General features: G+C 62.3%; 29 protein-coding genes and 1 pseudogene. 19 read left to right on the forward strand and 11 right to left on the reverse strand.

What is annotated here, in order from left to right:
- Positions 1-48 precede the first annotated feature (48 nt).
- The 9 genes from flgK (at position 49) to flaF (HCN58_RS17020) (ending at position 8,641) form a co-directional block, all read left to right on the forward strand.
- Complete coding sequence (gene flgK / locus HCN58_RS16980; RefSeq protein WP_171580546.1) at positions 49-1,905, forward strand: flagellar hook-associated protein FlgK; 1,857 nt, start codon at positions 49-51, stop codon at positions 1,903-1,905.
- A 39-nt stretch (positions 1,906-1,944) separates the two neighbouring features.
- Complete coding sequence (locus HCN58_RS16985) at positions 1,945-3,432, forward strand: flagellin family protein (protein ID WP_171580547.1); 1,488 nt, start codon at positions 1,945-1,947, stop codon at positions 3,430-3,432.
- A 186-nt stretch (positions 3,433-3,618) separates the two neighbouring features.
- Positions 3,619-3,819 (forward strand): hypothetical protein, encoded by a 201-nt coding sequence (locus tag HCN58_RS16990; RefSeq protein ID WP_171580548.1) that lies wholly within the window; start codon positions 3,619-3,621, stop codon positions 3,817-3,819.
- Positions 3,820-3,930: 111 nt separating this feature from the next.
- Positions 3,931-5,181 (forward strand): flagellin N-terminal helical domain-containing protein, encoded by a 1,251-nt coding sequence (locus HCN58_RS16995; protein ID WP_171580549.1) that lies wholly within the window; start codon positions 3,931-3,933, stop codon positions 5,179-5,181.
- Positions 5,182-5,460: 279 nt separating this feature from the next.
- On the forward strand, positions 5,461-6,720 hold the full coding sequence (locus HCN58_RS17000; RefSeq protein WP_171580550.1) for a flagellin N-terminal helical domain-containing protein: 1,260 nt from the start codon (positions 5,461-5,463) through the stop codon (positions 6,718-6,720).
- Positions 6,721-6,948: 228 nt separating this feature from the next.
- On the forward strand, positions 6,949-7,326 hold the full coding sequence (gene flbT / locus HCN58_RS17005; protein WP_171580551.1) for a flagellar biosynthesis repressor FlbT: 378 nt from the start codon (positions 6,949-6,951) through the stop codon (positions 7,324-7,326).
- A gap of 3 nt (positions 7,327-7,329) precedes the next feature.
- A complete protein-coding gene (gene flaF / locus HCN58_RS17010) occupies positions 7,330-7,698 on the forward strand; it encodes a flagellar biosynthesis regulator FlaF (protein WP_171580552.1) in 369 nt (122 codons plus the stop codon).
- A 35-nt stretch (positions 7,699-7,733) separates the two neighbouring features.
- On the forward strand, positions 7,734-8,099 hold the full coding sequence (locus HCN58_RS17015; protein ID WP_171580553.1) for a hypothetical protein: 366 nt from the start codon (positions 7,734-7,736) through the stop codon (positions 8,097-8,099).
- Positions 8,100-8,275: 176 nt separating this feature from the next.
- Positions 8,276-8,641: a flagellar biosynthesis regulator FlaF gene (flaF, locus tag HCN58_RS17020; RefSeq protein WP_171580554.1), complete on the forward strand. Its 366-nt coding sequence runs from the start codon at positions 8,276-8,278 to the stop codon at positions 8,639-8,641.
- A 10-nt stretch (positions 8,642-8,651) separates the two neighbouring features.
- On the opposite strand, the gene HCN58_RS17025 is transcribed toward flaF (HCN58_RS17020), so the two are convergent.
- The 4 genes from HCN58_RS17025 to HCN58_RS17040 form a co-directional block, all read right to left on the reverse strand.
- Complete coding sequence (locus HCN58_RS17025; RefSeq protein WP_171580555.1) at positions 8,652-9,017, reverse strand: hypothetical protein; 366 nt, start codon at positions 9,015-9,017, stop codon at positions 8,652-8,654.
- Between the two features lie 165 nt (positions 9,018-9,182).
- Entirely contained in the window at positions 9,183-9,668 is a 486-nt protein-coding gene (locus HCN58_RS17030) for a hypothetical protein (protein WP_171580556.1), read from the reverse strand.
- An 18-nt stretch (positions 9,669-9,686) separates the two neighbouring features.
- Positions 9,687-10,043, reverse strand: a complete 357-nt coding sequence (gene flgJ / locus HCN58_RS17035) for a flagellar assembly peptidoglycan hydrolase FlgJ (protein ID WP_171580557.1) — start codon at positions 10,041-10,043, stop codon at positions 9,687-9,689.
- On the reverse strand, positions 10,043-11,167 hold the full coding sequence (locus HCN58_RS17040; RefSeq protein ID WP_171580558.1) for a flagellar basal body P-ring protein FlgI: 1,125 nt from the start codon (positions 11,165-11,167) through the stop codon (positions 10,043-10,045). Before HCN58_RS17040 ends, flgJ begins: the two co-directional genes overlap by 1 nt.
- A gap of 264 nt (positions 11,168-11,431) precedes the next feature.
- Between HCN58_RS17040 and HCN58_RS17045 the strand changes: the two genes are divergently transcribed.
- Complete coding sequence (locus HCN58_RS17045) at positions 11,432-11,845, forward strand: flagellar assembly protein FliX (RefSeq protein WP_171580559.1); 414 nt, start codon at positions 11,432-11,434, stop codon at positions 11,843-11,845.
- Positions 11,846-11,910: 65 nt separating this feature from the next.
- On the opposite strand, the gene HCN58_RS17050 is transcribed toward HCN58_RS17045, so the two are convergent.
- A complete protein-coding gene (locus tag HCN58_RS17050) occupies positions 11,911-12,300 on the reverse strand; it encodes a winged helix-turn-helix transcriptional regulator (RefSeq protein ID WP_171580560.1) in 390 nt (129 codons plus the stop codon).
- Between the two features lie 113 nt (positions 12,301-12,413).
- Here HCN58_RS17050 and HCN58_RS17055 point away from each other — a divergent pair.
- From HCN58_RS17055 to HCN58_RS17070, 4 genes and pseudogenes are all read left to right on the forward strand, one after another.
- Positions 12,414-13,024 (forward strand): annotated as a pseudogene (locus tag HCN58_RS17055) (NAD(P)-dependent oxidoreductase).
- A 202-nt stretch (positions 13,025-13,226) separates the two neighbouring features.
- Positions 13,227-13,592, forward strand: a complete 366-nt coding sequence (gene dksA, locus HCN58_RS17060) for an RNA polymerase-binding protein DksA (protein ID WP_141686941.1) — start codon at positions 13,227-13,229, stop codon at positions 13,590-13,592.
- 69 nt (positions 13,593-13,661) lie between these two features.
- Positions 13,662-14,447 (forward strand): 2-keto-4-pentenoate hydratase, encoded by a 786-nt coding sequence (locus HCN58_RS17065; RefSeq protein ID WP_171580561.1) that lies wholly within the window; start codon positions 13,662-13,664, stop codon positions 14,445-14,447.
- Between the two features lie 10 nt (positions 14,448-14,457).
- Positions 14,458-15,270: a hypothetical protein gene (locus HCN58_RS17070; RefSeq protein ID WP_171580562.1), complete on the forward strand. Its 813-nt coding sequence runs from the start codon at positions 14,458-14,460 to the stop codon at positions 15,268-15,270.
- Between the two features lie 4 nt (positions 15,271-15,274).
- Here the strand turns inward: HCN58_RS17070 and HCN58_RS17075 are convergent, their stop codons facing one another.
- Positions 15,275-15,703 (reverse strand): ClpXP protease specificity-enhancing factor SspB, encoded by a 429-nt coding sequence (locus HCN58_RS17075; protein WP_171580563.1) that lies wholly within the window; start codon positions 15,701-15,703, stop codon positions 15,275-15,277.
- 636 nt (positions 15,704-16,339) lie between these two features.
- Between HCN58_RS17075 and HCN58_RS17080 the strand changes: the two genes are divergently transcribed.
- Positions 16,340-16,612 carry a hypothetical protein gene (locus tag HCN58_RS17080; protein WP_171580564.1) on the forward strand — a complete coding sequence of 91 codons (273 nt, stop codon included), beginning with the start codon at positions 16,340-16,342 and terminating at the stop codon, positions 16,610-16,612.
- A gap of 565 nt (positions 16,613-17,177) precedes the next feature.
- Here the strand turns inward: HCN58_RS17080 and HCN58_RS17085 are convergent.
- The 5 genes from HCN58_RS17085 to flgF form a co-directional block, all read right to left on the reverse strand.
- A complete protein-coding gene (locus tag HCN58_RS17085; RefSeq protein ID WP_171580565.1) occupies positions 17,178-17,537 on the reverse strand; it encodes a PRC-barrel domain-containing protein in 360 nt (119 codons plus the stop codon).
- 416 nt (positions 17,538-17,953) lie between these two features.
- Positions 17,954-18,706 carry a flagellar basal body L-ring protein FlgH gene (gene flgH / locus HCN58_RS17090; protein WP_171580566.1) on the reverse strand — a complete coding sequence of 251 codons (753 nt, stop codon included), beginning with the start codon at positions 18,704-18,706 and terminating at the stop codon, positions 17,954-17,956.
- Positions 18,707-18,711: 5 nt separating this feature from the next.
- A complete protein-coding gene (flgA, locus tag HCN58_RS17095; protein ID WP_171580567.1) occupies positions 18,712-19,791 on the reverse strand; it encodes a flagellar basal body P-ring formation chaperone FlgA in 1,080 nt (359 codons plus the stop codon).
- A gap of 10 nt (positions 19,792-19,801) precedes the next feature.
- Positions 19,802-20,590: a flagellar basal-body rod protein FlgG gene (gene flgG, locus HCN58_RS17100; protein WP_171580568.1), complete on the reverse strand. Its 789-nt coding sequence runs from the start codon at positions 20,588-20,590 to the stop codon at positions 19,802-19,804.
- A 17-nt stretch (positions 20,591-20,607) separates the two neighbouring features.
- A complete protein-coding gene (gene flgF, locus HCN58_RS17105; RefSeq protein WP_171580569.1) occupies positions 20,608-21,372 on the reverse strand; it encodes a flagellar basal-body rod protein FlgF in 765 nt (254 codons plus the stop codon).
- Between the two features lie 383 nt (positions 21,373-21,755).
- On the opposite strand from flgF, the gene fliL reads away from it, so the two are divergent.
- Genes fliL through HCN58_RS17125 form a run of 4 tightly spaced genes read left to right on the forward strand, consistent with a single transcriptional unit; the run spans position 21,756 to position 24,681 of the window.
- Positions 21,756-22,247 carry a flagellar basal body-associated protein FliL gene (gene fliL / locus HCN58_RS17110; RefSeq protein WP_171580570.1) on the forward strand — a complete coding sequence of 164 codons (492 nt, stop codon included), beginning with the start codon at positions 21,756-21,758 and terminating at the stop codon, positions 22,245-22,247.
- An 18-nt stretch (positions 22,248-22,265) separates the two neighbouring features.
- Complete coding sequence (fliM, locus tag HCN58_RS17115; protein ID WP_171580571.1) at positions 22,266-23,468, forward strand: flagellar motor switch protein FliM; 1,203 nt, start codon at positions 22,266-22,268, stop codon at positions 23,466-23,468.
- On the forward strand, positions 23,465-23,902 hold the full coding sequence (locus HCN58_RS17120; protein ID WP_171580572.1) for a DUF6468 domain-containing protein: 438 nt from the start codon (positions 23,465-23,467) through the stop codon (positions 23,900-23,902). The genes fliM and HCN58_RS17120 overlap by 4 nt, the downstream gene beginning before the upstream one ends.
- Complete coding sequence (locus HCN58_RS17125; RefSeq protein WP_171580573.1) at positions 23,899-24,681, forward strand: MotE family protein; 783 nt, start codon at positions 23,899-23,901, stop codon at positions 24,679-24,681. Before HCN58_RS17120 ends, HCN58_RS17125 begins: the two co-directional genes overlap by 4 nt.
- Positions 24,682-24,707: the final 26 nt, after the last annotated feature.

Below are 24,707 nucleotides of genomic sequence, written 5' to 3' on the forward strand. Positions count from 1 at the left end.
GCACATGGACGGTCTGATCCGACAGGGAATTGAAACGAGCAGTTTGTCATGAGTCTCAGTCAAGCCCTCTCAATTGCCATGTCGGGGTTGCGCGCCAACCAGCTCGCGCTGTCGCTGACCTCGTCGAACGTCGCCAATTCCGACACGCCGGGTTATATCCGCAAGACCGTCAACCAGGTCCAGACGTCCTCCGGTTCGATCGGCGCCGGCGTCAGCATCACCGGTGTCAATCGCGAACTCGACCTGTATCTGCAGCAGCAGATCCGCACCGAGCAGTCCGGGGCGTCGTACGCCGACCTGCGCTCCTCGATCCTGAGTAGCCTGCAGTCGATCTACGGCACCCCCGGCGGCACCGGAACGCTGGAAATCGCGTTCAACAATCTGGTCACCGCGGTGCAGGGCCTATCGACCAGCTCCGACAGCCAGTCGGCACGGATCGGCGTGCTCAATGCCGCTCAGTCGCTGACGCAGCAGCTCAACAGCATGTCGGGCGGCATCCAGTCGCTGCGCAGCCAGGCGGAATCCGGGCTCAATTCGGCGGTCAACACCGCCAATACGGCGATGCAGCAGATCGTCAATCTCAACACCCAGCTTGCTAGCGGCGATACCACCGATGCTGCGGCCGCAGCCCTGAAGGACCAGCGCGACCAGTATGTCGACCAGTTGTCGCAACTGATGGACATTCGCGTCATCGACAGCGGCAACAATCAAATCCAGGTCTTCACCAATTCGGGCGTGCAACTAGTCGGTGCCGAGGCCTCGACGCTGTCGTTTAATCCGCAAGGCACGGTGACACCGAACACCCAGTGGGACGCCGATCCGACCAAGAGCACACTCGGTACCCTCACGCTCCACTTCCCGAACGGCGGTTCGCTCAACCTGATTCAGACCAATTCGATCCGCTCCGGCACCATCGCCGGCTATCTCGAGCTGCGCGACAAAACGCTGGTGCAGGCGCAAACCCAGCTTGATCAGTTTGCCGCCAACATGTCGAGCCTGCTGTCCGACAAGACCACGGCGGGAACTGCGGTGAGTTCGGGGGCGTCGAACGGCTTCGATCTCGATCTGTCCGGCCTGCAGACCGGCAATGTAATCCATCTCACCTACACGGATGTCGGCAACGTCCAGCATCAGCTGTCGCTGGTGCGGGTCGACGATCCGTCGGTGCTGCCCTTGTCCAACAACGCCACCACCGATCCCAACGATCAGGTGATCGGCATCGATTTCTCCGCCGGCATGGCTTCGGTGACGAGCCAACTCAATGCGGCACTCGGCTCGGCCGGCCTGCAATTCTCCAACGCTGGCTCGACGCTGCGGGTGCTCGACAACGGCGTCGGAACCGCGACCGTGAACGCCGCCTCCGTGACGTCGACCACATCATCGCTGCTGGGCGGCAGCGGCGAGGTGCCGTTGTTCACCGACGGCAACAGCCTTTATACCGGCGCGATCACCGCGGCGGGCCAGCAGTCGGTGGGGCTCGCGGCTCGCATCCGGGTGAACAGCCAGATCGTGGGTGATCCGGCGAAGCTGGTGCAGTACAACGCGACGACGCCGTCCGGCGACACCAAGCGACCGGATTTCCTTTACCAGCAGCTCACCGCCGGCAAGTCGCTGTATTCGCCGTCGACCGGCTTCGGTACCTCGACGTTACCGTTCCAGGCGACGCTGTCGAATTTCTCGCAGCAGATCGCCAGCGCCCAGGGCCAGGCGGCGGACACCGCCAAGCAGATCGCCGACGGTCAGGACGTGGTGCTGAGTACGCTGCAGCAGAAGTTCAACAGCCAGTCCGGCGTCAACATCGACGAAGAGATGGCGCATTTGCTGTCGTTGCAGAATGCGTATGCGGCAAACGCGCGGGTGATGTCGACTGTCAAGCAGATGTTCGACGCGTTGTTGCAGGTCTAGCGTTATCGGTTTGGCGCGACGGTTCTGGAGTAGGTCATCATGACGGTTAGCGGTGTAGGCATCAAGACGTCGATTCTGGCATCGCGAATCCTGGATCTGCAAAGCCAGTTCGACAATCTTCAGACTCAGCTTGCCACCGGCAAGAAATCGAACACCTATGCCGGCATGGGCACCAACCGCGGCTTTGCCGTCGCGCTGCGCGCACAGGTCAGCAGCATCGACGCGTTCGCGGATACGATGACCAACGTCACCACGCGCATCAACGTGGCCAACGCAGCACTGACGCGGATTGTCGCGATAGGAACCACGGTGCAGGGCGCGGCGGTGACGTCCTCGACCCAGATCACCAGCAACGGCCAGACCATTGCCCAGGGCACGGCGCGCAGTTCGCTCGACGAGATGCTGAGCCTGCTGAACAGCCAGTCGGGCGATCGCTATCTGTTTTCCGGACGTGCCACCGACACACCGGCGACGGCGGCGACCGATGACATTCTCAACGGCGTCGGCGCGCAGGCGGGCCTGAAGCAGCTGATCGCGGAACGCAAGCAGGCCGATGTCGGCTCCGGCACCGGCCGGCTGACACAGGCGACGCCGACGGCGACGTCGATATCATTGACCGAAGACACAGGTCCGTTTGGCCTGAAGCTCGCCTCGATCACCTCGTCGGCCGCAAGCGTCACGACCACCGGGCCGACCGGCTCGCCGGCCACCGAGTCGTTCGATCTTGGCGCGACCAACCTGAACACCGGCGATACCATCACACTGGCGTTCAATCTACCGGACGGCACCTCGGAAAACGTGCAGTTGACCGCGACCACCACGACGCCGCCGCAGGCCGGCCAGTTTCTGATCGGCGCCAACTCGACTGCGACCGCCGCCAACATCAACGCCGCGTTGTCCACCGCCGTCGGCGGCCTCGCCAACGGCGCGCTGGTCGCAGCGTCCGCGCTGAAGGCGTCCAGCGAATTCTTCAGCGGCAGCCCGGTGCCGCGCGTCAGCGGTCCGCCGTTCGCCACCGCGACGGCGCAGGTGCCCGGCACGGCTGCGAATACGGTCTCCTGGTATACTGGTGAAACCGGCACCGACCCCGGGCGCGGCACCGCGGTAGCACGCGTCGACGACGGCATCACCGTGCAATATGGCGCCCGCGCCAACGAGCAGGCGCTGACGGCGCAATTGCAGACCATCGCGGCCATGGCCGCCATGACCACCACGGCCGGCGACCCGAACGCCAGCGCCCAGATCGGCGCGCTCTACCAGCGGGTGGCGACAAAACTTCTGGCGCAGACCGGCCAGCAGAGCGTGCAGGACATTCAGGCGGATTTCTCCGGCGCGCAGGCCGCGATGAAGTCGGCAACCGATCGCCAGACCCAGACCAAGAACACCGCGGAGACCATGCTGCAATCGATCGAAGGCGTTACTGACGCGGAGGTCACGGCGAAACTCCTCGCCGTGCAGAACAGCCTCAACGCATCGTACCAGACGACGGCGATGCTGTATCAAACCACGCTGCTGAAATTCCTGTAAGGCGCGCTGCGCGATCTAGATTTGTTCAACACGTCTGGCTGGCTGATAGGCGTCGGCGCGCTGACCAGCGCATCCAGCTCTTTCCGCATTTCAATGGCAAGCAAGCCGAATTGCATTCTTCTTCAGAGGCCGAAGTCTTAAGAGTCCCAAGTCGGATAAATCCGACTTTGGCTGTCAAGCCCGGTAATGACGAAGAACAAGATCGTCCGCGTTTTCCCGCGGATTGAAAAGTACGACACGTTTCCAGCCGGGGCCGAAGTGCGGCGCCCCACGCGCAATGTTCAGATTTGCGTAAGACCTGGACGCCGGCTCGCCCGCCCGATCGCTTCGGATATTTCCCGCCATCTTCAGCCTTTTTTAACCATGATTTTGAAGCCGGCGCGGTAGCACCGCATCTGCCTGGTCCAATTTATTTTTCATTGATCATTTGCTTTCAGGGTCCTCCCCGGGTTCGGCCAAGAAGGCCGAGCTGTTGCGTACACCAGAAAGGTTGTTTCCATGTCTCTCTCCAACATCACCCTCTCGGCTTCGGTTCGCCAGAACCTGCTCTCGCTGCAGGGCACCGCCGATCTGCTCTCGACCACGCAGACCCGCCTCGCCACCGGCAAAAAGGTCAACAGCGCGCTCGACAACCCGACCAACTTCTTCACCGCCGCCGGCCTCGACGCTCGCGCCAGCGACATCGGCAACTTGCTCGACAGCATCGGCAACGGCGTGCAGGTGCTGCAGGCTGCCAACACCGGCATCACCTCGCTGTCGAAGCTGGTCGACACCGCGAAGTCGATTGCCAACCAGGCACTGCAGCAGCCCGGCGGCTACAGCACTAAAGCCAGCCTCGTCACTGACGGGCCGACCGGTGCCGGTGCGCTCGCCGTCGCAGGTACAGCGACCGATCTGACCAACGCCGGCACGAACTCGCTTCAGGGTAAGACGCTGGTCTTCAAGACTTCGGCGACCGCTACGACCACACTGACCATCGACAACACGGCCGGCGCCGGCAAGGTCAACTCGATCGACGCGATCAACACGGCGCTTGCGACTGCCGGCGTTCAGCTTACCGCAAGCCTCGGCTCTTCGGGTGCGATTACCTTCACATCGACCAACGATGCGGCTTCGCAGACGATCACCAAGACTGGCACCTACGCTGCGCCGGGCGCTGGTTCGTCGACCTCGGTGGATATTTCCGGCACTGTTGGCACCACCGCGTCGGTCACCGCGGCCGTTGTCGACGTCAACTCGCAGAATACCCGTGCAAGTCTGGTTGCTCAGTACAACCAGATCATCCAGCAGATCACGACGACGGCGCAGGACGCGTCCTTCAACGGCGTCAACCTGCTCAACGGCGACACGCTGAAGCTGGTGTTCAACGAAACCGGCAAGTCGACCTCGACGATCACGGGCGTGACCTTCAATCCGAATGGTCTCGGCCTGGGCTCGGCCACCGTGGGCACTGACTTCATCGACAACGCTGCCACCAACAAGGTGCTGACCGCGCTCAACACCGCCAGCACCACGCTGCGGTCGCAGGCGTCGGCCTTCGGCGCCAACCTCTCGATCGTGCAGATCCGTCAGGACTTCTCGAAGAACCTAATCAACGTGCTGCAGACCGGGTCGTCCAACCTGACCCTGGCCGATTCCAACGAGGAAGCGGCCAACAGCCAGGCGCTGTCGACCCGCCAGTCGATCGCGGTCTCCGCGCTGGCGCTGGCCAACCAGTCGAACCAGAGCGTTCTCCAGCTCCTGCGCTGATTTCGGCGAACCATTCGATCCATCACGGCGGCGGGGCTTCGGCCCCGCCGTTTTTTTTGTGTCTGGAGGTCCGGAACGGCATCGCAACAGGAGGATCAGATCGCTCGAAAACAGCGCCTTAAACCGTCGTGAGCAGGGCACCAGTTGTTAACCATGCCCAATAAGGTACCGTTAACCACATTTTAAAAGCTTTTGTTCATAACGTACTCGGGTGAAGTCATGTAGCCCGTCGGCGCGGGAGAAGGTGCCGGCGACGCACACTTGAGGAAGGCGTTGAATATGTCCGATATCGTCCTGACGGCGGCAGTCCGCCAGAACTTGCTCTCGCTGCAGGGCACCGCCGATCTGCTCTCGACCACGCAGACCCGCCTCGCCACCGGAAAGAAGGTCAACAGCGCGCTCGACAACCCGACCAACTACTTCACCGCGGCCGGCCTCGACGCCCGCGCCGGCGACATCAGCAATCTGCTCGACAGCATCGGCAACGGCGTGCAGGTGCTGCAGGCCGCCAACACCGGCATCACCTCGCTGCAGAAGCTGGTCGACACCGCCAAGTCGATCGCCAACCAGGCGCTGCAGCAGCCCACGGGCTACAGCACAAAGTCCAGCATTAAATTCACCGGCACGGGCACCGGGGTTGCCCCCGCAGGTCCAGCAACTGCCGCCGACCTCACGACCAGCAAGCTCAACGGTGGTGTTTTCACGTTCACCAATTCCGCGGGCACCGCTGTGACCATCACGATCGGCACGGCTGCCGCGGCCTTCGATCCCACGACCAAGACGGCGACTGTCAAAACTCTCGACCAACTCAATACGGCGCTGGCAGTGGCGGGCGTCAACCTGTCAGGCTCGATCACCGGCCCGGACGATCTGACCTTCACGTCGACCAACGACGGTGCAGGCCAGGTGATCACCGGCACAGCGTCAGCGACTGCGCCGACGGCGCTGGACGCGATCAACATCAGCGCCAACGCGTTCGGTGGCGGCGCCGGCGGTGCGGTCGTTGCAGCGATCCCCGACGCGGTGTCGCAAACCGCGCGCGCCACCCTGGTCAGCCAGTACAACCAGGTCATTGAGCAGATCAAGACCACGGCGCAGGATGCATCGTTCAACGGTATCAACCTTTTGGACGGCAACTCGCTGAAGCTGATCTTCAACGAAACCGGCAAGTCGACATTGACGATTGCAGGGGTGAGCTTCGACCCGAATGGCCTCGGCCTCGCACCGCTCGCCGCCGGCACCGATTTCATCGATAACGTGTTGACCGGCAAGGTGCTGACGGCGCTCAACAACGCCAGCAGCACGCTGCGCTCGCAGGCCTCCGCGTTCGGCGCCAACCTCTCGATCGTGCAGATTCGTCAGGATTTCGCGAAAAACATCATCAATGTGCTGCAGACCGGGTCGGCCAACCTGACCTTGGCCGACTCCAACGAGGAGGCGGCCAACAGCCAGGCGCTGTCGACCCGCCAGTCGATCGCGGTCTCCGCGCTAGCGCTCGCCAACCAGTCGCAGCAGAGCGTGCTCAAGCTCCTCCAGTAAGTGGAGAAACGTTTCGAGCCATCAAAACGGCGGGGCAGGGCCCCGCCGCTTTTCCTTGAAGCCGCGATGGAGCCGACGGACGACGCCCCAAACCCGCTCCGTTGATGAAGCAAAAGCCATTTTTTTGATGCAGTTTGCATTCGAATGTTCGGGTATTGTTCATGGTGATTCGTGTAATTGTTTCCGGACACGCGCGCCGCGACGCGGCGGTTTGCAGGGGATTAGGCGATGGCGCTGAAGGTTGAATTGAAGCCGTTCGAACGGATCATCATCGGCGAAAGCGTGATCACCAATTCGGAGACGCGAGCCCACTTTTTGATCGATGGCGCAGCGCCGATCCTGCGCGAGAAGGACATCCTGACGGCGGAGACAGCCAATTCTCCGGTGAAGCGGCTCTATCTCTGCGTGCAGATGATGTACCTGGAGAAGGACATCCCGAAGTACCAGGAGCTTTATATGGGCTTCGTCAAGGATTTACTGGAGGCGGTGCCGAGCTTCAGGCCGCAGATCGAGGCCGCAAGTAAGCTAATTTTAAGCGGCCAGCTCTACAATTCGTTAAAGGAAATCCGCAAGCTTGTCAGAATGGAAGAGGAGTTGCTGAGGTGACGAATGTCTAGTGCTGCCGCCAAGGCCTACGCGCGTGTTGCGACCACTACCTCCTCCCCCCGTGATATCGAAGCCCAGGCCTTGCTGAAGGCGGCGAACAAGTTGCAGGTCATCGTCACCGATGAAAATGCGACGATCGAGCAGATCTCCGAAGCGCTGATGTTCAATCGCAAGCTGTGGGCCATCTTTCTCAGCGACGTCTTGCGCGACGACAACCAGCAACCCTTGGAAGTGCGACAGAACATCGCCAACCTCGGTATCTTCGTTCTGAGCCAGACAATGGCGCTGCAGATCAGCCCGCAGGTCGAGCACATCAAGCCGCTGATCGAGATCAACCGCAATCTCGCGGCCGGCCTCAGCGGCCGCGCCTGAATGGCAACGAGGGCATCAAGCAGGAAGGTTGAGCTATGGGTGATATCTACAGCGTTCTTGCAGCCGGCTACACATCCAAACCCCCGACGCCTCCGTCGCATACGAAGTATGTCCCTGTCGATGCCACGCAGTGGGAAGGGACCTGGAAGGGGACCTATTCGACGGGCGAGAAGTTTTCCTTCTCGGTGTCCAACGTGGAGGGATTTCGCGCGAAGGTGAGATATCAGAGCGGCAATGGTCCGATCAAATACCAGGACATCCTGATCAAGGACAACGCCTTCAGGATGGGCGACTCTAAATTCTTGCTGTCGAAGGAGGGCCACGGCACGATCAAGACCGTGGTCACCAATCCCGCCACCGGGCAGTCGACCCTGAACTCGGCGCCAGTCGATCGGGTCTGATTGTCGTAGACTTTGCTTTTTGCTTCACGCAGTCAGCGAACAAAGCCAGGTAATGCCCAGACTCCGTCACATTTGGTAACCGTTGCTAACCACATTTAAAGGCACGGACTGTATGAAAGTTGGGCAGTCTTGAAGTCCCCCTGCGGTCCTGCGAACCGCTCCCATCGAGGTCGTGAATGTCCCATGCAGCCCAGGCCTACTCGCGCACGTCACATACAACGGCATCCCCGCGTGAAGTCGAGGCGCAGGCGCTGCTGAAGGCTGCGAGACAGCTTCTGGATGTCCAGGCCAACTGGGCGGGCCCCGACAAGAACATGCACAATGCGCTGCTCTTCAATCGCCGGCTGTGGTCGATTTTCATGAGCGCGGTGGAAGGCAACGACAATCCGCAGCCGCTGGAAATCCGTCAGAACATCGCCAATATCGGCGTGTTCGTGATGAAGCAGACGATCGACATGCAGCTGAATCCGGATCCGGCGAAACTGAAGTCGCTGATCGATATTAATTGCAACCTCGCCGCGGGCCTGTCAGGCAAGGCTTGACGGTTCGCGATCAAGCCTTGCGATCGGTGGCAAGAGCGCGCGTCGGCGCGCCGTTGGTCAGGTCGAGGGCGCGGAAATAGGCGCGGCGGCGCAGCACGGCTTCATCGGGAAATTGCTGCACCACCACGCTCGTCCTGGTATCGACGACCTGATAGACGATCGAGGCCGCGGCGCGGTCGAGAAACACCTGACGTGATCTGGAAACATTCACCGCATCGGACTCTGCGCGCGCGCGTGCGCTCGCGTCCGCCGCCGTGACGCTTTGCGTCACCGGCAGTTCGGTCGCGACTGCCTTATGCGCCGCTTCGCTCACGGGCTGCACAATCGGCGCGGCAACCGGTGCCCCCACCGGCTTGATGCTGAAATCTGTACTCACGGCAGCCTCCTGGCTTGCTTCGAGTCAAATCCCAACCCCTCTCGAATCGCAACTATGCCGCGGACCCCTCAATACAATGTTAGAGAATGCGCTGAATTTCGCGCTGAAATTGACGCGAAGTTTCTATTAAGATCGTTGGTATTTTAGGGAAGCGCCGAAAAACGCTTAGAGCGAGCGGCTGACCGAGAGCGGCTTGATGTGCCGCGGTCCGGGGACGGCGCGCTGGCCGGCAGCGGTGTAGGTGCTCGGAATATTGCGACGCTGGATCTCGGTGTTGACGCCGCGCACGATGCCCTCCGACACCGCGTGGGCGGTTGCAAGGACCGTGAGATTGATCTGCAGCATGGCACGGAAGGTGTCGTGATGGCGCCGCAGCGTGGTCAGCAATTCCGGCGAGACCTGAGTGAGATATTTTTGCGCGTTCTTCAGGCTTTCGACTGCGACCATGTAGCGGCCCGACAACTCGCTTTTCTGCTCTTCCAGCTGCATTGCTTCGCGGATCCAGCCGGCGCGAACCAGTTCGGTTTCGCGCTCGATGATGCCGAGCAGCGCGCTCATCACATTCATCAGTTCTTCCGCGAGCTTGCGCGCCTCGACCGGGGTGGAGATCGCCGGTGCCGGTGCGGGCTTGGCTTGAGGACGCTGATTCATGTCGGATTCCCTTTTGGATCAGCCGGCGCGGTTGGCTTGCTGCAGGATCAAGGTGCGGAAGACGTCGTTGGAAATGCCGATGCCGCCCGACTTGGCGAAGGATTTCGAATATTCGTCCGTCAGCATCGAGCGCCAGACGCCGGTGCCGGTCGTGTCGCCGAACGGCCCTTCGCCTTTGACGCCGGTGGTCATCTGCGAAAACATCGAGTTGAGGAACATCGCCTCGAACTCCTGGGCCTTGGCGCGCGTCTTTTTCTGCGCCTCGGGTGAAATCTTTTTCAGCGCGTCGGCAAGCTGCGGATCGTTGCGGCCGTTGATCAGCGAAGTCTTTTTCGTCGAATATGCGCCGATGCCATTGATAAGGCTCGTGTCCATCACATCACCTCGATGTCGGCCTGGATCGCGCCGGCGGCCTTGATCGCCTGCAGGATGCCGATCAGGTCGCGTGGACCGATGCCGAGACTATTCAGGCCGTCGACGAGTTGCTGCAGCGAGACGCCGTCCTTCACGACCGCGAATTTCTTGCCGTCCTCCGAGACGCTAACGCCGGTGCGCGGCGTGACGACAGTTCGGCCGCGCGACAGCGGATTGGGCTGGCTGACCTGCGGGCTTTCCGTAATCGTCACGGTAAGATTGCCCTGCGCCACCGCCACGGTGGCGACGCGAACGTCGCGGCCCATCACGATTATGCCTGAGCGCTCGTCGATGACGATCTTGGCGGCGAGATCAGGATCGACCTGCAATTGCTCGATCTCGGTGAGAAAGGCGACGACGTTGCCCTTGAATTCGGCGGGGATCGCGAGCTGCACCGTAGACGGGTCGATCGGCTCGGCGGTCTTGACGCCTAGGAAGTCGTTGACCGCCGCCGCGATGCGCTTGGCGGTGGTGAAGTCGGCGTTGCGCAGCGCGAGCCGCACATTGGGCAGGCGATTGAGCGCGAATTCGATTTCGCGCTCGATGATGGCGCCATTGGCGATGCGGCCCACGGTCGGCACGCCGCGCACGATCTTGGCGGCTTCGCCTTCGGCCTGGAAGCCGGAGATCGCGAGCGAACCTTGCGCGACCGCATAGACGTTGCCGTCGGCGCCGAGCAGGGGGGTAACGAGCAGGGTGCCGCCCTGCAGATTCTTGGCATCGCCGAGCGCGGATACCGTGACGTCCATCCGCGTACCTTGCGTGCCGAATGCCGGCAGGTTGCCGGTGACCATGACCGCGGCGACGTTGCCGGTGCGGATGGTCGCGCCGCGGATGTTGACACCCATGCGCTCCAGCATCGCCTGCAGCGATTGCTTGGTGAAGGGGATGTTGTTCAGGGTGTCGCCGGTGCCGTTGAGGCCGACGACGAGGCCGTAGCCGATCAACTGGTTCTGCCGCACGCCTTCGATATTGGCGAGATCCTTGATCCGCGACGTCGCGCCTGCGGACGAGGGCGATAGCGCCAGCGCCAACAGCGCGGCCCAGGCCACCCAAATCACTCTTGCCGAACGGATGCCGGGCATCCTGTGCTCCCCTCGAGGTATTCCACCGGACCGCAGGCGTCACTCCCATGACGGCGGTCCGGCATTAACTATGCGAGCAGCGTGCCATGTTGCGTTTCGGGTGCAACGCGCTGATATTGCTGGATGTTCGTTGGGGCCGATATCGCGACGGCTTCACCATGATGGGCGAAACTGCCGTGCGTCGGCAGATTCTGCCGGGCCGTTTACGTGTCATTAACCATAAGAAGGCGAAGGTCCCGCCATTCTCATCGCGAGATCACCACGATGCGCATCTACGGACCGAACGGCACCACGCTAGGATCGCCCGCGAGCCACGCGCGACGAACCAGTTCGACCGGCTTCTCGCTGCCGGAGACGCCGGCTACGCCCGAAGAGCCGCGCTCGGCAGCAGCGCCCAAGGCCGCCGGCAACATCGACGCGCTCCTTGCGCTGCAGGGCGTCGAGGATCCGACCGAGCGCCGCAAGCGTTCGGTGGCACGGGGCAGGGGCGCACTCGACGTGCTCGACGAACTCAAGCTCGGACTGCTCTCCGGCAATCTCGACGCCTCGACGGTGAGCCGGCTGCGCGATGCCGCTGCCAATCTGAAGTCGTCCTCCGGCGATTCCGGCCTCGATGCGGTGCTGGCCGAGATCGAGCTGCGCGTCGAAGTCGAACTGGCGAAGGCCGGTCGGTTCTAGCGCTAGAGCTTCGGCGCGCGTACTGGATGCCCTGCTTGAAGCCAGGCATGGCAGTGGTGGATGGCTCAGGCCGCTATGTCCTTGCGCGCCGCATCATAGCGGCGCTGCGCGTTCAGCACCTCCTTCAGGTTCATCTCCGCCCACTCCCGCAACGGATCGACCGCGTCGGCGAGCGTCGCGCCGAGCGGCGTGATCGAATACTCCACCGTGACCGGCACCGTCGCGATCGCGCGGCGTCTAATCAATCCGTCGCGTTCAAGCGATTTGAGAACCTGGCTGAGCATCTTCTGCGAGATGCCTTCAATGGTGCGGCGTAACGCATTGAAACGCATCGGCTCGTCGCGCACGAGAAGCAGGATGAGCACGGCCCATTTGTCGCCGACCCGATCGAGAATCTGGCGCGTCGGGCAATCGGCCGAATAGGCGTTCGGGGTTTTCGAATTGGCGGCCTTCACGGCGGTTACTCCGGCGTAATCAGGTGACCCAAAAGTGCTCTCTTAACACCTACCTTCTTTCCGCTATCTAGTCACCACTGGATACCAGATTGGCGTATCGCAAGGGAACCTCCATGAAAATCGCCGTCATCGGCGCGTCCGGCAATGCCGGTTCGCGCATCACCGCCGAACTCGCCCGCCGCGGCCACAGTGTGACCGCCATCGCCCGCCATCCCGAAAAGATCGCCGCCCAGCCCAACGTCACGCCAACCACGGGCGATGCCATGGAGCAGGCGGAACTGGCTCGGCTGATCGCCGGCCACGACGTCGCCATCAGCTCGGTTCATTTTCTTGCCAGCGACCCGGTCAAGCTCATCGGGGCGGCGAAGGATTCGAAGATCGGACGCTATCTCGTGGTCGGGGGCGCCGGCAGCCTTGAAGTGGCTCCGGGCGTTCGGCTGGTCACCACCCCGGGCTTTCCCGTGGCATACAAGGCGGAGCCGAGAAGGGCGCCGCCTTCCTCGATCTGCTCCGGGCCGAGAAGGAACTCAACTGGACCTTCCTGTCGCCCTCGGCCCTGTTCGCCGCCGGCAAGCGAACCGGCAAGTTCCGTCTTGGGACCGACCAGCTTTTGACCGCTGCCGACGGCAAAAGCTCGATTTCCTTCGAGGACTTCGCAGTTGCACTCGCCGACGAAATCGAGCGTCCGGCCCATATCCGCCAGCGCTTCACGGTCGGCTACTAGCGGGCGGAGGCGGTGCCGATAACTTTGCCTGTGCAAGGTCTTGGGGGAGGTCCCCCCTAAGGCATGGCCTATATTGTCTGTCACAACCCGCCGCTATATAAGGCCCGCGCGGACGGACAATTTTCCGCCCCGCCTTGCACGTGAAGATGGGCTGGCCTTGGAAAAGTTGAAGAATTATCGACCCTCCGAAAAAGAGCCTTTCATGAACGACCGCCAGCGCGAGTATTTTCGCGCCAAGCTGCTGGCATGGAAGGACGAGATCCTGAGGGAATCGAAGATCACCCTGCAGACCCTTCAGGAAGAGAACGTCAATCATCCCGATCTCGCTGATCGCGCCTCTTCCGAAACCGATCGCGCCATCGAACTGCGCGCCCGCGACCGCCAGCGCAAATTGATCTCCAAGATCGATGCGGCGCTGCAACGCATCGAGGACAACACCTACGGCTATTGCGAGGAGACCGGCGAACCGATCTCGCTCAAGCGGCTGGAGGCCCGTCCGATTGCAACGCTGTCGGTGGAAGCGCAGGAACGTCACGAGAAGCGCGAGAAGGTTTATCGGGACGAGTAGCGCAGAGCCTGGCGGCTGACCGCGGCCTGCGGTCAGCGCTGCAGGCTGCAACCATGAAAGCCGCCGCTGATGGACAGGATTCTCGCGGCCGCACAGACCATCGCTACCGCCCGCCGCAATCGCGCGCCGCTGGCCGCGCTGGCGCCTGAGCTCGCGCCTAGCGATGAAGCCGAAGGCTATCGGATACAACGCGCCGTCCACGACCTGCTGCTGCCGCAGACCGGCACCCTGATCGGCTACAAGATTGGCTGCACCAGCGCGGTAATGCAGGAATACCTCGATATCCCCCATCCTTGCGGCGGTGGCGTGTTCGCCAAGGGCGTGCATGACTCCGGTGCCAAGCTGCGCCACGGCGATTATGTCCGGGTCGGCGTCGAGTGCGAGATTGCGGTGCGGCTCGCACGTAGTCTCGCGCCGTCAGAAGCGCCGTTCACCGCGGAATGGGTGATGGAGGCAATCGAGGCGTATCACCCTGCAATCGAGATCGTCGACGACCGCTACGTCAAATGGGAGACCATGGGCGCGCCGACGCTTGTTGCCGATGATTTCTTCGCCGCCGGCTGCGTGCTCGGTAAGGCGGTGCCGCGCACCAAGGCGCCGGACCTGCTCACCGTCAAGGGCCGTGCCATTGTCAACGGCAAGGAGGCCGGTCGCGGCACCGGCGCGGACGTGCTCGACCATCCCCACAACGCGCTAGCCTGGCTTGCCAATCATCTCGCCGAAGAAGGCAAGGGGCTGCATGCCGGGCAGATCGTTCTCACTGGCAGTCTCGTGAAAACCGTGTGGCTCGACGCGGGCGATGCCGTCAGAATGGAGCTCGACGGGTTGGGTATGGCGGAAGCCAAATTCACATGAAATGACAGTTATGGCTGAGAGCGTTCCGTCGATTCTCGAATCCGAAGCGAGAGGCGAAATCGCCGACATCTATGCCGACATCCGCAAGGTGCTCGGCACCAGCGTGGTCAACCTGATCTGGCGCAACCTCGCGACCATGCCGGGCGCGCTGGAATGGACGTGGGCGACAGTGCGGCCGCTCTATCTCGGCGACGCGCCATTGCATGCGGAAGCCGTCAGGCGAACGATCGCACTGCCGGATTGGCCCGGCTTCTCCGCCGATACCCTGCTTGCCGCCGGTATCGACGAGACCGAACAGGCGCTCATTCGCAACGTGCTCGACAGCTATCAATACACCAACGCGCTCGCACTCGTGGTCGTGTCGGCGCTGCTGGCGCGTTACGAACCGCACCCGGCCGATGCGGTTGCGCCCGCCGATACCGCGCCAAAGCCGCCCGGCACGAAGATCCCTGAACTGCCGCCCATGGATGCACTGGACCCCGAGGTAGCGGCGCTGGTTATGGAGCTGAACACGTTCGGCGAAGACACCGAACCGCAACTGATCGCGAGCATGTACAGGCATCTCGCTTACTGGCCGTCGTATCTGGCGCTGGTGCGAACCTCGCTGGCACCGCTGCAGCGAGAGGGACGATTGAACGCACTCACGCAATCCACCCGCGCGCTGGGGCATGCCCATGGTGCGATGCTGGCTGCGCAACTGAAGCCGCCGGCGCCGCCGGACACGCTGAACGGCGCGCTCGCTTCCTGCCGCCTGTTCGTCGAACATCCGATCGCACGGATGACAGGACTCTGCGCCCTGATGCTGCGCGCGACGCCGGAGTGAGGCATCAGCCGTCGGAGCACTTCAACTCGGACTTATCCCAGAATGACTTGATTGCACTGAAGGGGACGGTGACCCGTTCCCGAGCCCCCCTTAATCGCAGCAGGACATCGAAGCGGTCGTCCTTTACGTTCAACTGCTCGAAGTCATTCTGCAGGATGATGGTCATGTCATCAGGATATTTTGACTTGAGGCCAAGTGACAGTTTCACGCCCTCGGCGCCGGTGCGGAACGTGAGATTAACCGGCCGCTGCTCAGAGGCGAGGCGGAGCGTCTCGGCAATCTTGGAGCGCGCCGTCGGCTTGCTGCACGGCTCGGCGAATACAGGGGAGGCTGGGGTGAGGGTCGCGAGGAAGAGAAGCAGCATTGCTCCACAAGAGATGGTCCCACCCTGCACCTGCGGAGTAGCCAGTACGCCGCGACCTGTCGTTTCCATCACTGCGGTCTCTGGAATACTCGATCGCCTGCTGTTCGGGCGAATGACAACTGGGGGGTGTTCGCGTTTCCGCGGCTCGCTTTGCCCGGGTCATGCTAACGGGTTCCCTCAAAAAAGAAAGAGGGCGCAGGGAGCGCCGGATGCCCGCAGCACCCGCAGTCCGTGTGTATTAGTAGTAAGCACACGGTAATCATTGCAGGTGTGTGCCGATCAACCGACGGTGCCTGCGCAATGAGTTTAACAGCCTATGTCGTGCCTTCCCCCGGTCACGATCCGTCTTGCCGTCATCGCCAGCGAGTTAATGGTTAATTGAAATCTTTGCCGGGCTCAAAAGACCTTCGTCCGCTTGACGCCAGCCGCGGGCGCCGGGGACTACGCGATGTCGTCCCCGCAGTTAACCAGTCGCATCGGCTGGCCCAGCGCCGCCGGCCGAAGGTCCGGCGAAAGTATTTGAGCGCCGTTCGTCTGCGCGCCGTTGCTCGTGGGCTGGGGCCGTCCTGCGACAAACTTGCACCCGCCGCCGCCGCGCCCAGCGCATTCTGTGCCGGTGTTTGTGGCGGATGCGGCTTACGAGCAGGAACGTAGTGCAGTAGCCGCAATTGGATTGGTGGGGCGTGCACCAGACGGGAAGCCACCATGAAGATGAAATCCATTTCGCTCGCAGCAGCCTTCGCACTCGCCTGCACCCCTGCGTTCGCGCAGGGCAATGCCGCGGGCGGCAGTTCCCAGGTCGGCGAACCGGCCGCGAAGGCGACCGGCGGAGCCGACATGAAGAACGGCGCAACGGGCACGACGACCAGCAATTCCAGGCCTTCATCGAAGGATTCCAGCACGCAAGGCGCGGGGACTGCAGGCGCCGTGGACAAGAAGGGCGAAGCTGCTTCTCCGGGAGGAACCATGAAGAAGTAAGGTTCGGGCGGGAACGATTCCTGGTCGGGAAAATTATGCAATCGTGTTTTCAGACACGCGGCAACCTTTCAGGCTCTGGCGCAATCTTCCCCCCGAGAGGCGCCGGAGCCTGCTTTTTGGCCGACCATTGTCCCCTTGTGGCGGGGACGCGAAGGCGTCCATCGAGCCCATGGCGCAGCGACGGCCACCTCCTTGAGACGGGCGCTCTTGAGAACCAGGTATCGAGACGGATGGCTTGGAGCGATTGAACCTGCGGTGACCGGAAGCAACCGACGTGCCGGTGGCCGATTACACGCTCGGCGCTATTTGATCGAGTTGTTGACAAGCCGCATCGCTGTCACAGGCTGATGACGTAGGCGCTCATTGCCAGCAGAACGGCGACGCTGATAGCGATGATGATCAAGAAGAATTTTCCCATTGCTCCGCCTTTCGCAGATCACAACGCAAAGCAGCAGGAATAGTTCTCGGCTGACTGGCGGCCGCAGGCCTGCGTTCGCAGTCGCTCCGGCCAAGCGTAAGGCCCGCCATGAAGGCGGGCCTTACGGAGGTTAGGGCGTGACCGCGATTACATCGCGATCCCGTAATAATCGTTGACGGCGCGGGCCCTGGTCGGGTCGCTCCAGTTCCAGGTATTGTCGTTGCCGTAATGCGGCGCGCCCTTGAGCTGCGATTCCGTCACGCCGGTAACATAGCCGCCGAGCGAGGTGTCGTATTTCAGCGATTGCCAGGGCAGCGGATAATGGTCGTCGCCGATGCCGAGAAAGCCGCCAAACGACAGCACGGCGTAAGACACTTTGCCGCTCAGCTTGTCGATCATGACGCGTTCGATCGAGCCGATCTTGTTGCGGTCGGCGCCATACACCGCAGTTCCCTCAACCTTGTCGCTGCCGATCAGGTTGCCGGTCTCGTTTGCTTCTAAGGCCATGGTTTTCCTCCAGTTGGGATTGAAGAACGGAAAACGAAGGCAGGAAGCGAACGTTCCGGGATGGAGAGCTACCCATCGACGCAGCGCAGGCGGATGATTCCCTCGAGCATCGGGTTCCTGTGTTAGGTTTTACCAGAAGGTTCTGCGCGCTGACGGGAAGCTTCGGATCGTCAGGTTGCCGATCTGCCGCCGTGCAGCATGTCTTCGCTATACAGCATGTCGCAGCCGGACTCGATAGCGACGATGAAGGCGTTTTAGAGTACCAGCCCCGGTATTCACGCGAGCCCTGGCGCGCGGTGCTTGCAGGTCGCTCCGGCGCGAAAACGACCACGGCCTCCGCCAGGGGAGCTGACGGAGGCCGTGTTGATACACTTCATCACGCCTAGGTTCGCAATGCAGTGTGGGAGCTCGGAGAATTAGAACGGCAGCAGCACGTCCATTACCTGTTGCCCGTAACGGGGTTGCTGCACGTCGGTGATCTGGCCACGGCCGCCATAGGCGATGCGGGCCTGGGCGATCTTCGAGGAATCGATTGTGTTGTCGCTCTGGATGTCTTCGGGGCGGACAATGCCGGCGACGATCAATTCGCGGATTTCGAAGTTGACGCGGATTTCCTGTTTTCCCTCGACAACGAGATTGCCGTTCGGCAGCACCTGCGTCACAACCGCGGCAACCGTGGTCTGCAGGGCTTCCTGGCGGTTGACCGAACCTTTGCCGTCACTCGACGACGTCGAGTCCGTGGTCAGGATGCGGCCGGGGAGGATCTTGTTTGCTTGCGTGATCGTCTTGGAGCCGACGAAGTCGGTGATTCCGGAATCTTCCTTGCTCGAGCGGCTGCGCTGGGTCTCGTTGGCGATGTTGGCCTTGTCGGTGATGTTGACGGTTACGGTCAGCAGATCGCCGACGCGGGCGGCGCGCTGATCCTTGAAAAAGGCGCGGGAGCCGTTCCGCCACAGCGAGTTGGCGTTGTAGGAAGCCTGCTCGGGCTTGGGCATCGGCATCTGCACCGGTTTGTAGCCGGGCTGCGTAGTCGGATTTTCGATCTCCGTCAGCTTCGGTTTTTCGCCGATCTGCGACAGACGGTCGATCGAGGAGCAACCGCTCGCCAAGGCGGCCAGCGACAGGATGGCGCCGGAGAGAACGATGCGGTTGAGACGGGTGACTGACATTTACATTACTCGGCTTTTGAAGCGGCTGGCGAATTGACGATGGCGACGGCAACGGGAGCGGCTGGGCCGAGCGAGGAGGTGGCGTCGCTGGTCTGCGCCGGGCGGGGCGCCACCGGCGTAATCGAGACCTGGCCGCGACCGGTCACGGTGCCTGATACCGTCCGCTTGGACTGCAGATTCATGATATTGACGACGTCACCCTCGGTACCATTGTCCAGCGCCTTGCCGCGCATGGTGAGATAGAGCCCGGCCGCCTCATAGATCAGCGTGACGTTCTGGTCGCGCTGCACCAGATCGGGTTTGGCGAGATCGGCGGTCCTGATCGCCTGGCCGGCGCGGAGTTGGCGGCGGGCCTGCATCCCCACCGCGCGATCACGCGCGGCGGCATCAGGACCGACTTCCGCTTTCGGGCGGCGCTCGATAACCACGTCGGACGATTTCAACACCTCATTGCGCTCGATGTTGCGCGCCAGCACCGCGGCCTCGACGGTCTCGACCGCTGTGCCGGTAAAACGCAGTTTGGCCGGGGCGGCGGCGTTCTCGTTGGCGATCTCAAAAGTGACGTCGAAGCGGCCGTTGCGATTGTCGTAGCGCGAGATGGTCGCCTGCAGGCTGCCGCTGAAGCCGGCGTCCAGCCTGACGTCGCCGGGATCGCGGTCGAAGGTCAGCGACAGATTGGCGGCGTCGCCGAGACCATTGCGGCGCTCCAGCGCGCGCGCGACCTGCAGTTCGATGTCCTTGCCTTCGAGCGTGCGGGCCAGACGCGTCACCGAAATTTCCCTGAGGTCGCGGGTATCGATGCCGATCACATGATGGGCGCGCAGGGTGTTGAGCACCTGCGCGACCGGGAGCGAGCCCGTGGTGCCCAGATCCGGCGCGCGGTAGATCGCGATCTGCCCGGCGCTGCCGGCATTATCGATGACATCGCCGATCCGCACCAGATCGCCCGATACCTGCACGTTGGCGCGCAGCACCGGCGCGGCGATCACGTTGCGGTTCGCGAAGGTTTCCTGAGTCTGCGCGACCGCGGCCGCGCTCGATGCGGCGATCAGGGCTGCGGCCAGGAGGTGGGCGCGGACGATCATGACCAGTCCTTTAGCGGAACATGTTGGAGGTGGATTGCAGCATCTGGTCGGCCGCGCTGACGACCTTGGCGTTCATCTCATAGGCGCGCTGGGCGGCGATCAGGTCGGAGATTTCGGTGACCACCTCGACATTGGCCTGTTCGAGGTTGCCTTGCTGCATGTCGCCGAAACCGTCAGTGTTGGCGACGCCGTCCTGCGGCGTGCCGGAGGCTGGCGTATCCGTGAACAGATTGTCGCCGATCGGGTTGAGGCCGGCCTTGTTGATGAAGCGGGTCAGGCCGATCTGGCCGACCAGGGTCGGCGTGGTGGAGCCCGGCAGCATCACGGTGAGCTGGCCCTGCGCGTTGATGGTGATCTGCGAGGAATTTTGCGGGATCGTGATCGTCGGCTGCACCGGATTGCCCTGCGCGGTGACGACGCGGCCCTGCGCGTCCATCATGAACGAGCCGTCGCGGGTATAAGCATAGGTGCCGTCGGGCACTTGGATCTTGAAGAAGCCTTCGCCGCGGATCGCGACGTCGAGGTCGTTGCCGGTCGGCGACAGCGTTCCCTGGCTCATCAGGCGCGGCGTGCCGACCGTCTTGACGCCGCCGCCGATATCGACGCCGACCGGCAGGATGGTGCCCTGGTCGGAAGCCTGCGCGCCGACGCGGCGCACATGATCGTAAATCAAATCCTGAAACGCCGCGCGCTGCTTCTTGTAGCCGGTGGTGCGCATGTTGGCGATGTTGTTGGAGATCACCTGAACGTTGAGTTCCTGTGCCGCCATGCCGGTCGCTGCTGTGTAAAGGGCGCGCATCGATCAATGCCTTACGGTTATGCCGGAACGTCGGCGAGTTTCTCGACTGCGGTTCGGTGCAAATCGTGCTGCTGCTGCAGCATCGCCGAGATCTGCGTGTAGGTGCGCGTGATCTCGATCATGCGGCTCATTTCGTGGACCGAATTGACGTTCGACTTCTCGATAAAACCCTGGCGGACCCGCGAGTTGGTGTCGGGCTGCGCGGCGCCGCCCTGGCCCGCGGAGTAGAGGTTGCCGCCTTCCTTGACGAGCTTCTGCGGGTCGGCAAACGAGACCAGCCGCAGCTTGCCGCGAACCGAGTCGGTGCGGCCGGTGCCCTCGAGGACCGTGATATTGCCGTCGGCTGCGATGTTGATCGCCTTGTCAGTCGGCTGGAATACGATCGGGCCGGAGTTGCCCAGCACCGGATCGCCGCTCGCGGTCACGAGCTGGCCCTGATTGTTGATCTGAAGGCCGCCGTCGCGGGTGTAGCCTTCGCCGGCGGCCGTCTGCACCACCAGGAAGGCGTTGCCGTCGATCGCGACGTCGAGCGGGTTTTTGGTCTGCTCGGAGGGGCCGGCCGCGAAATCGTGGAAGGTGGCGCGGTCGTGCACGAAGGAGACGCGGCGGTCGGCGCGCACGAAATTGTCTTCATGCGCCGGCGAGCGCAGATATTCCTCGAACAGCGAGCGGTCGGCCTTGAAGCCGGTGGTGTTGATGTTCGCAACATTGTTGGCGACGACATCTAACTGCCGTTCCAGCGTCATCTGCCGCGAAAGTCCGACGAGAAGCATATTCTCCATCGGTGGTTCTCCCCTTGATCGATCCGAAGCAGGCTCTCCCAAGCCCGTGGTCCGGATCCGTAAACCTTTGGGCTCTCCCAAGCCGGCAGGTCACGCCAGTTACTCAGCGAAAGCCGTGCCAAGTCGGGAAATACTGATTTTCTAATGGGTTAAGCGTTTTTCGGAGCGCAGGGCGGGCGGCAGAAAGGTCTTGTTGACCATGTTTGCCCGGCAGATTTTTCCTACTTGGGCGCTAATGGAAAGGTTCCGTTAACCATTATTACCCTAGCGTTGCACGTGTAGAGGGCGCGTGTGCGCTGGCGGCTTTTGTTTCGCGTTGTGGGGGCATCGTTACCCAGGCTGGTGGCAACCGCGTTCGTTCCCAGATGGAAGCGGGCGGGGCAATGGCTGACAATGAGCAGGCGGAAGGCGCAGACGGCGCAGAAGCCGCATCATCGAAAAAAGGTAAGCTCAAGCTAATCATTGCGGTCGCCGGATTCGTCGCTATCCTTGGCGCCGGTGCCGGCTGGTTTTTCCTGATGCGCGGCCATGGCGAAGAGAAGCACGCCGAAGCGCCGCCGCCGAAACCGCCGTCCTTCGTCGAAGTACCCGACATGATGGTCAACCTGGTCGGCGCGCCCGGCGAGCGGGTGCAATATCTCCGCGTCAAGGTCGTGCTCGAGATCAAGGAAGAGAAGCAAGTGGAGGCGATCAAGCCGAACCTGCCGCGCGTCACCGACCTGTTCCAGACCTACCTGCGCGAATTGCGCCCCTCCGATATCAACGGTTCGGCGGGCCTGTTTCGCCTCAAGGAAGAGCTGACTAAACGCGTCAACAACGCGGTGGCGCCGCAGCAGGTGAGCGCCGTGCTGTTCAAGGAAATCGTCGTGCAGTGATGGGGCGGATCTAGCATCATGGCCGGCAACCAAGACCAGATGGACCAGGACGCCATTGCCGCGCAATGGGAAGCCTCGCTCGATTCCGAGGATCCCGCGGCGGCCGCGGAGGAGGCTGCCGCAAATGAACTCTCCGAGAGCATGGCGCTGCAGTGGGCAGCCATGGTCGAGGATGGCGGCCGCGAATTCGGCAACAAGAATTCCGGCGAGCGGGTTCTGTCGCAGGAAGAAATCGACAATCTGCTCGGCTTCACCGTCGGCGATGTCAATCTCGACGACCATTCCGGCATTCGCGCCATCATCGATTCGGCGATGGTGTCCTACGAGCGTCTGCCGATGCTCGAAATCGTGTTCGACCGCCTGGTGCGTCTGATGACCACGAGCTTGCGCAACTTCACCTCCGACAACGTCGAAGTCTCGCTCGACCGCATCACCTCGGTTCGCTTCGGCGACTACATGAACTCAATTCCCTTGCCGGCCGTGCTCAGCGTGTTCAAGGCCGAGGAGTGGGAAAATTTCGGTCTTGCCACCGTCGATTCCAGCCTGATCTATTCGATCATCGACGTGCTGCTCGGCGGCCGCCGCGGCCAGACTTCGCTGCGCATCGAGGGCCGGCCCTACACCACGATCGAAACCAACCTGGTCAAGCGGCTGGTCGAGGTCGTGCTGGCCGATGCCGAACAGGCGTTCCGGCCGCTGTCGCCGGTGACGTTCTCGATCGACCGGCTGGAAACCAATCCGCGCTTCGCCGCGATCTCCAGGCCCGCCAACGCCGCGATCCTGGTGCGGCTGCGCATCGACATGGAAGACCGCGGCGGCAATATAGAACTGCTGCTGCCCTACGCTACCATCGAGCCGATCCGCCCGGTTCTGCTCCAGATGTTCATGGGCGAAAAGTTCGGCCGCGATCCGATCTGGGAAGGGCATTTCGCGACCGAAGTGGCGCAGGCCGAGATAGCCGTCGATGCTGTGCTCTATGAGGCCGACATTCCGCTCAAGCATTTGATGAAGCTGAAGGTCGGCGACACCCTGCCGCTGGAAATGCGCCCCGACGCGCTGGTGCAGGTCCGCTGTGGCAACGTGCTCCTGACCGAAGGGCGGATGGGCCGGGTCGGTGACCGCGTCGCCATCCGCGTAACCAAGCAGTTGCGTAAACCCAATACCACCTTCGCGATGTTCGAGAAGGCCGACGAACAAACCAAGTTGATGGAGGCACAATGAGTCATTCCCTTGGCATTGTGATCGAGAGTTTGGTGGCGGTGCTGCTGATGCTCACGATCGGCTATTGCATGCTGCTCAACAAACGCTTGAAGCGGCTGAAGGCGGACGAGCATTCGCTGAAAGCCACGATCGCGGAACTGATCACCGCGACCGAAATCGCCGAGCGGGCGATCGGCGGCCTCAAGCACACGGTGCGCGACGTCAACGAGAATCTCGGCAGCCAGCTCGCCGCTGCGACCCAGATGGCGGGGCACCTGAAGAACATGCTGGCCGAAAGCGACGGCGTCATTCGCCGGTTGTCCAAGATCGCGATCGCGGCGCGGCCCTCGCAAGAAGCCGAAACCGCAGCACCGAGGGTATCTACAGCCAAGGCGGTAGCCGCGGCGGCTGAAGCATTCTCCGAACGCCGAAGGGCCAGTGGCCTCGCCGCATGAAGTCGTTTCGCGACATCCGCGTCATTCCGGTCGTGCTGGTCGCGATCTTCGGCCTTGCTGTGCTGAAGGTCGCCGGCCTCGTGATCGATGGCGGATACGTATTCGATTATCAGGTCAGCCAGCCGGCCAAGCGCTCCTGGGCGCAGGACAATCTGGGCTACCCCGGCGGCCCCAGGTCTGAGCCCGCCGACATCACCGGTTCGGTCAAGAAGGAAGAGAAAAAGGAAGAGGCGCCGAAACCGGCCGCGCCGGCTACCGAGGCGCCCAAGTCCGACGGCGTCGTGGTGTTTCCCGACCCGAATCCGCAATCGGTGTCGCCGTCGGAACGCGCCATCCTGGAACGGCTGCAGGCGCGGCGCCAGGAACTGGAGCAGCGCGCGCGTGAAATCGAAATTCGCGAAAGCCTTCTGAAATCAGCCGAGAAGCGCATCGAGGGCCGCGTCGAGGAAATGAAGGCCACCGAGGCCCGGATATCGACAGCGAGCGGGCAAAAGGCCGAACAGGACGCTGCGCGCTTCAAAGGCATTATCACGATGTATGAGGGCATGAAGCCGAAAGACGCCGCCAAGGTGTTCGACCGGCTGGAAATGTCCGTGCTCTACGAAATCGCCTCGCAGATTGCGCCGCGCAAGATGTCGGACATTCTGGGCCTGATGCAGCCGGAAGCGGCCGAACGGCTGACAGTCGAACTGGCCCGCCGCGCCGGCACCGATAAGTCCACGTCCACAGCCGAGTTGCCGAAAATCGAAGGCAAGATCCTGCAGCAAAAGCTGAATTGACGCAGGATGGCGGCCCGGCAAAGGGT

This window comes from Bradyrhizobium australiense (genome assembly GCF_013114825.1).
Classification (GTDB): Bacteria; Pseudomonadota; Alphaproteobacteria; order Rhizobiales; family Xanthobacteraceae; genus Bradyrhizobium; species Bradyrhizobium australiense.

Bases quoted from the DNA above. Each gene is read 5' to 3' on its own strand.
- flgK (WP_171580546.1), top strand. From the start codon at position 49: ATGAGTCTCAGTCAAGCCCTCTCAATTGCCATGTCGGGGTTGCGCGCC.
- HCN58_RS16985 (WP_171580547.1), top strand. From the start codon at position 1,945: ATGACGGTTAGCGGTGTAGGCATCAAGACGTCGATTCTGGCATCGCGA.
- HCN58_RS16990 (WP_171580548.1), top strand. From the start codon at position 3,619: ATGACGAAGAACAAGATCGTCCGCGTTTTCCCGCGGATTGAAAAGTAC.
- HCN58_RS16995 (WP_171580549.1), top strand. From the start codon at position 3,931: ATGTCTCTCTCCAACATCACCCTCTCGGCTTCGGTTCGCCAGAACCTG.
- HCN58_RS17000 (WP_171580550.1), top strand. From the start codon at position 5,461: ATGTCCGATATCGTCCTGACGGCGGCAGTCCGCCAGAACTTGCTCTCG.
- flbT (WP_171580551.1), top strand. From the start codon at position 6,949: ATGGCGCTGAAGGTTGAATTGAAGCCGTTCGAACGGATCATCATCGGC.
- flaF (WP_171580552.1), top strand. From the start codon at position 7,330: ATGTCTAGTGCTGCCGCCAAGGCCTACGCGCGTGTTGCGACCACTACC.
- HCN58_RS17015 (WP_171580553.1), top strand. From the start codon at position 7,734: ATGGGTGATATCTACAGCGTTCTTGCAGCCGGCTACACATCCAAACCC.
- flaF (WP_171580554.1), top strand. From the start codon at position 8,276: ATGTCCCATGCAGCCCAGGCCTACTCGCGCACGTCACATACAACGGCA.
- HCN58_RS17030 (WP_171580556.1), bottom strand. From the start codon at position 9,668: ATGAATCAGCGTCCTCAAGCCAAGCCCGCACCGGCACCGGCGATCTCC.
- flgJ (WP_171580557.1), bottom strand. From the start codon at position 10,043: ATGGACACGAGCCTTATCAATGGCATCGGCGCATATTCGACGAAAAAG.
- HCN58_RS17040 (WP_171580558.1), bottom strand. From the start codon at position 11,167: ATGCCCGGCATCCGTTCGGCAAGAGTGATTTGGGTGGCCTGGGCCGCG.
- HCN58_RS17045 (WP_171580559.1), top strand. From the start codon at position 11,432: ATGCGCATCTACGGACCGAACGGCACCACGCTAGGATCGCCCGCGAGC.
- dksA (WP_141686941.1), top strand. From the start codon at position 13,227: ATGAACGACCGCCAGCGCGAGTATTTTCGCGCCAAGCTGCTGGCATGG.
- HCN58_RS17065 (WP_171580561.1), top strand. From the start codon at position 13,662: ATGGACAGGATTCTCGCGGCCGCACAGACCATCGCTACCGCCCGCCGC.
- HCN58_RS17070 (WP_171580562.1), top strand. From the start codon at position 14,458: ATGGCTGAGAGCGTTCCGTCGATTCTCGAATCCGAAGCGAGAGGCGAA.
- HCN58_RS17075 (WP_171580563.1), bottom strand. From the start codon at position 15,703: ATGGAAACGACAGGTCGCGGCGTACTGGCTACTCCGCAGGTGCAGGGT.
- HCN58_RS17080 (WP_171580564.1), top strand. From the start codon at position 16,340: ATGAAGATGAAATCCATTTCGCTCGCAGCAGCCTTCGCACTCGCCTGC.
- HCN58_RS17085 (WP_171580565.1), bottom strand. From the start codon at position 17,537: ATGGCCTTAGAAGCAAACGAGACCGGCAACCTGATCGGCAGCGACAAG.
- flgH (WP_171580566.1), bottom strand. From the start codon at position 18,706: ATGTCAGTCACCCGTCTCAACCGCATCGTTCTCTCCGGCGCCATCCTG.
- flgA (WP_171580567.1), bottom strand. From the start codon at position 19,791: ATGATCGTCCGCGCCCACCTCCTGGCCGCAGCCCTGATCGCCGCATCG.
- flgG (WP_171580568.1), bottom strand. From the start codon at position 20,590: ATGCGCGCCCTTTACACAGCAGCGACCGGCATGGCGGCACAGGAACTC.
- flgF (WP_171580569.1), bottom strand. From the start codon at position 21,372: ATGGAGAATATGCTTCTCGTCGGACTTTCGCGGCAGATGACGCTGGAA.
- fliL (WP_171580570.1), top strand. From the start codon at position 21,756: ATGGCTGACAATGAGCAGGCGGAAGGCGCAGACGGCGCAGAAGCCGCA.
- fliM (WP_171580571.1), top strand. From the start codon at position 22,266: ATGGCCGGCAACCAAGACCAGATGGACCAGGACGCCATTGCCGCGCAA.
- HCN58_RS17120 (WP_171580572.1), top strand. From the start codon at position 23,465: ATGAGTCATTCCCTTGGCATTGTGATCGAGAGTTTGGTGGCGGTGCTG.
- HCN58_RS17125 (WP_171580573.1), top strand. From the start codon at position 23,899: ATGAAGTCGTTTCGCGACATCCGCGTCATTCCGGTCGTGCTGGTCGCG.